We start from the raw sequence: 263 nt of genomic DNA, 5'->3' as shown, positions 1-263 counted from the left end.
AGCCAATATTGGTGCCTTTTGAATCGTTAAAGTAATCAATACCCGCCGCAGTAGCGACATATTGGCAGCGATGCTCGAGACCTGTGAACTGCTGCAAGGTATTTAGCATGCTATCCAGCGGTAAGCCAGCAAGCTCACCCAGCGCCAAAGCCGCTTGTGCATTCAACAGATTATGACGACCTTTAATTGGCAGTTTGTCCGCTGATAGTAAGCGCTCGGTCCCGCGTGCAAGATAAATCTGTCCCTCTGGATCGGTGATGAGG

General features: G+C 50.2%; 1 pseudogene. It reads right to left on the bottom strand.

Annotation, left to right across the window (positions count from 1 at the left end):
- Window positions 1-263, bottom strand: a pseudogene (gene murD, locus AAEY78_RS13635) (UDP-N-acetylmuramoyl-L-alanine--D-glutamate ligase); the annotation flags it as partial.

Origin of the sequence: Psychrobacter sp. 16-MNA-CIBAN-0192 (assembly GCF_040309565.1) — a bacterium.
Lineage (GTDB): Bacteria > Pseudomonadota > Gammaproteobacteria > Pseudomonadales > Moraxellaceae > Psychrobacter.
The sequence above is the reverse complement of the archived record's forward strand: the minus strand, read 5'-3'. Positions and strand labels throughout refer to the sequence as shown.